The organism is Algoriphagus faecimaris (assembly GCF_900101705.1).
Taxonomy (GTDB): domain Bacteria; phylum Bacteroidota; class Bacteroidia; order Cytophagales; family Cyclobacteriaceae; genus Algoriphagus; species Algoriphagus faecimaris.
This window is the reverse complement of record NZ_FNAC01000067.1, coordinates 1-3,896: the sequence shown is the minus strand read 5'-3', so window position 1 is coordinate 3,896 and position 3,896 is coordinate 1. Positions and strand designations below refer to the sequence as shown.

The following is a 3,896-nucleotide window of genomic DNA, read 5'->3' as shown; positions in this document are numbered from 1 at the left end:
ATGTTGCAGATCCTTTTCACTGCTTGGTATGGGCTTGATTACTATATGGAAGGTATGTATTAAAAATTCCAAATAATAAATTTCGAACAGGCACACGTCTACCTACGGTAGATAAATCTGAATATATTGCGCCATTTAGGTCTTGAGGAGGAATTGTTAATGGTTCTGGGTTCAAGGTTACCGGTAAAGGAATCTCAATGCCTAAAAACCGTTGACCGATTAATACAATAAGCCAAAGTGCCAGAGGGGTATGGTATTAAGATAGCCTCTTTCTATATTGTCTTTAACTATGTATCCTTTTTTGGCAGCTTTAATTTGCTTGGTTCCTTTATCTTTTCCTCCTACCTCAAAATCCATACCCTCCACCCTAAAGTCCCCTATTGTAGAGTTCCACACAGGATGATTTACCCGTACTTGATTGAGAAAAAAGGTCTCTCTCACATTACCTTTGTTTTGATTTTCACCTGCAAGGCTGTAAACCAGATTGGTGTTTTCCAAGTACACTTTATCTACTTTACCCAAGCCTCGAACCCCTTCTGTATGGCTCCTGAGCTGAGCAAGCATTCCAGCCTCTTCCATATAGAGGAGGTAATCGGCTATGTTGTTGCGGCTTATGGCTAATATTTCTGCCAGTTTGCTCATGTTGGGCTTGAAGGGCACGCTTTGTGCCACTATACCCAAAAGCTGCTTTAATTTTCTCCCTGTCGAAACGTTCATTTGAGCATAACCAGGGATATCTACCTCTAAGGTCTGATTGACCACTTGCTGCAATCTTAAATCAAAATCATCTTCTTTGGCAAATGGATAATATCCTTTTTTAAGATAGTCTTGAAAGAGCGGCAGTGGATGAGGTATTTGGGGAAGATCTACCTGCTGATTAATAATTTCCGCAAGTGAAAAAATTGGGACTTCTATCTGATGAAACAGAATCAAATATTCCCGAAAAGAGAGCCCCTGCATAGGATAAATTACTGCCCTTCGGCTTAGGTCTGCGCTTCCTTTTTTGATATCCAAAATGGACGAACCTGAAAATACAATCCTAAGCTCCTGATGGTAATCGTAAATCAGCTTAAGTTCTCTTGACCAGTCTGGGTATTTATGAATTTCATCAATAAACAAATATTTACCCCCGGCTTTCACAAAATCGCTAGCCAGGTCCGATAAACGGTTTTTAGCGAAATAGAAGTCCTCAGTGGTAACATACAGTGTTTCCTGAGGATTCAACCTTGTTTTGATATGCTGTAGTATAAGGGTTGTTTTCCCGACACCCCGAGGGCCAATAAGTCCTACTAACCTGTTGCTCCAATTGATACTAGGGTAAACATAGCGCATAAATGCACTATCAACCTTAGCAATTAACTGATTGGAATATTGAAATAGCGTTTCCATTCAGCTATTTAAGTTATTTTTTGCATTTTCGCACTATCATAGTGCATTTTTTGCCATTAATTGCACTTGGAGAGTGCGTTTTACCGTCTATATTGAGGTCATAGATGTGAAATATGGCTTTCACATTCATCATAGATCCTTGTCGAAATAATGAATTGAGGGGAAGTTCGATGGAGTTTTGAGTTAGAGTTGTTCTGGGTTCCCAACAAGCAGGGATGATGGGAAGCTGTCGAACTGTTTACTCGATAAATCGAATCATAATGCCGTAGGCCTGCGTAGCGGCAAAGGTAGGTACGGCCAAATGAATAGCCTCGGGTTTTAACCCGGGGATAAAGAAGGCATGCGTTGCGCTAAAAAGGATTTTGGATGATAAAAACCTCAAAGGTTCAAGAGTTTTTGGATTGAAAATCCTACGATAATACCTCGGAATTTCAAATTCCGAGGAACGGAGGGAGGAGAAACGACGATCGAAACAAAGGTCAGCGAGATAGGTCTTATTTTCTGCCCAGGTGAGTGAATATCCACTACGGATAAACAAGCTATTCACAACGGCAAAATTTCCTTTCCACGTGAGTGCCTGCCTGCTATTTTGAGATAATTTAGGATGATTGGAGATTTCGTTAGCTAAACCGGATTTTTTTAGGAAATTTGCAGATTCAAAATTTTAACTAAACATCATGACTTCGGACCAACTGAAAGACTTGAAAGCTCGCACCTCGGCTTTAAGGAGGTATCTTTGACTACGATCGGAAGAAAGCAGAGATAGAAGATTTAGAGGCCGTTTCGGCACAGCCTGACTTTTGGAACAATACAGAAGAGGCAGAAAAAACCATGAAGCAAATCCAAATCCGTAAGGGTTGGACTTCCTCTTTCGAGGAATTGAACAAACTCATAGAGGATCTTGAGGTGCTTTATGAATTTTATTCTGCTGACGAAGTCAGCGAAGAAGAAATCAAAACAGAATTCACCAAAGCCAAAAAAGCGGTAGAGGAGCTTGAGCTCAAAAAAATGCTCTCTTCGGAAGAGGATCAGCTCAACGCCGTGCTTGAGATCAATCCCGGTGCCGGAGGTACCGAGAGTAATGACTGGGCTTCCATTCTCATGCGCATGTATATCATGTGGGGTGAGAAAAATGGTTACAAAGTCAAACAGGTGGATGTTCAAGAGGGTGAAGTTGCCGGAATTAAATCTGCAACCTTAGAATTTGAAGGACCGCTTGCTTATGGATTTTTAAAATCTGAAACTGGAGTTCACCGTCTGGTACGCATTTCCCCATTTGATTCAGGAGGTAGAAGACATACTTCTTTTGCTTCAGTGTATGCTTACCCCGAAGTAGATGACAGCATTGAGATTGACATCAATCCTGCTGACATTGAATTACACACTTCTCGATCTGGAGGAGCAGGTGGACAGAACGTCAATAAGGTAGAAACTAAAGTACAGTTGACTCATAAGCCAACGGGTATCGTGGTGGTTTGTCAGATTGAGCGTTCTCAGTTGGCCAACCGGGAAAAAGCCATGCAAATGCTTAAATCCAGGCTTTATCAGATGGAACTGGAAAAAAGGAATGCTGAGATAGCCAAGATTGAGTCCTCGAAACTACGGGTGGACTTTGGTTCGCAGATCAGGAATTACGTTTTGCACCCTTATAAATTGGTGAAAGATAACCGAACTGGATTTGAAACTTCTGATACCCAACATGTATTGGATGGAGGCCTAAATGAGTTTATGAAAGCTTATTTATTAGCTCAAAGTGAGGAAGAAGCCGAGCAGGAATAGTGGTTCTGGGTTGGGGAATTGATTAAGTGTTTAATTGATGAATTGAAGAGAAGTTGTCAGGAAGTTTGGAAGTTTGGATGTTACAGATCCTTTTCGCTGCTTGGTATGGGCTTGATTACTATAAGGAAGGTATGTATTAAAAATTCCAAATAATAAATTTAAAACCGGCACAAGTGAACCTACGGCAGATAAACCTGAAGACACTGCGCCAATTAGGTTCTGACCTTCCCGATGACAAGGCGAACACAGCCGATTGAAGTTTAGTACCAGCAGAATGACCATTTAATTTCACAGAGTTTCACGGAGAAGTTTTTTTAGCATGGCTTGACTATTTGTTGCACTGTATTCCTTTTTGCCTTTTTAAGCTTTTTGGAGTTTCACCGAGTTGAAAAGCTGAAGCTTTTCTTGGAGTTACGCTATCCACTAAGAAAATAAATTCGGCTTGTCCCAAAACAAAGCCTAAAGCTATAATCAAGTGCCTTAGGCCTGCCTACCGGCAAAGGTAGGCACGACCGATTGAATAGCCTCGGGTTTTAACCCGGGGATAAAGGTATGAAAGCGGTCCAAGCGCTGGCCCGGGGTTTTATCGGAAACCTCAAGGTAAATGCCAGCAAGATGGAAACGATTGCTGATGAATTGATGAATTGATGGGAAGTTGTCAGGAAGTTTGGAAGAATGGAGGTTTGGATGTTGCAGATCCTTTTCGCTGCTTGGTATGGGCTTGATTA

General features: G+C 41.4%; 4 protein-coding genes. 1 reads left to right on the top strand and 3 read right to left on the bottom strand.

The annotated features are described in order from the left end of the window. Positions 1-219 precede the first annotated feature (219 nt). A complete protein-coding gene (locus BLQ57_RS19935; RefSeq protein WP_087939716.1) occupies positions 220-1,389 on the bottom strand; it encodes an ATP-binding protein in 1,170 nt (389 codons plus the stop codon). Between the two features lie 238 nt (positions 1,390-1,627). Then, a complete protein-coding gene (locus BLQ57_RS19930; protein WP_139162839.1) occupies positions 1,628-1,936 on the bottom strand; it encodes a hypothetical protein in 309 nt (102 codons plus the stop codon). Between the two features lie 130 nt (positions 1,937-2,066). Here BLQ57_RS19930 and prfB point away from each other — a divergent pair. After that, positions 2,067-3,168 (top strand): peptide chain release factor 2 gene (prfB, locus tag BLQ57_RS19925; RefSeq protein WP_139162838.1). Its coding sequence is split into 2 segments (ribosomal slippage): positions 2,067-2,126 and positions 2,128-3,168, totalling 1,101 coding nucleotides; the frame shifts between segments, so codons are not numbered across the junction. A 480-nt stretch (positions 3,169-3,648) separates the two neighbouring features. On the opposite strand, the gene BLQ57_RS21390 is transcribed toward prfB, so the two are convergent. Continuing rightward, the coding region (locus tag BLQ57_RS21390; RefSeq protein ID WP_217639536.1) for a hypothetical protein at positions 3,649-3,896 on the bottom strand (248 nt) is incomplete at its 5' end.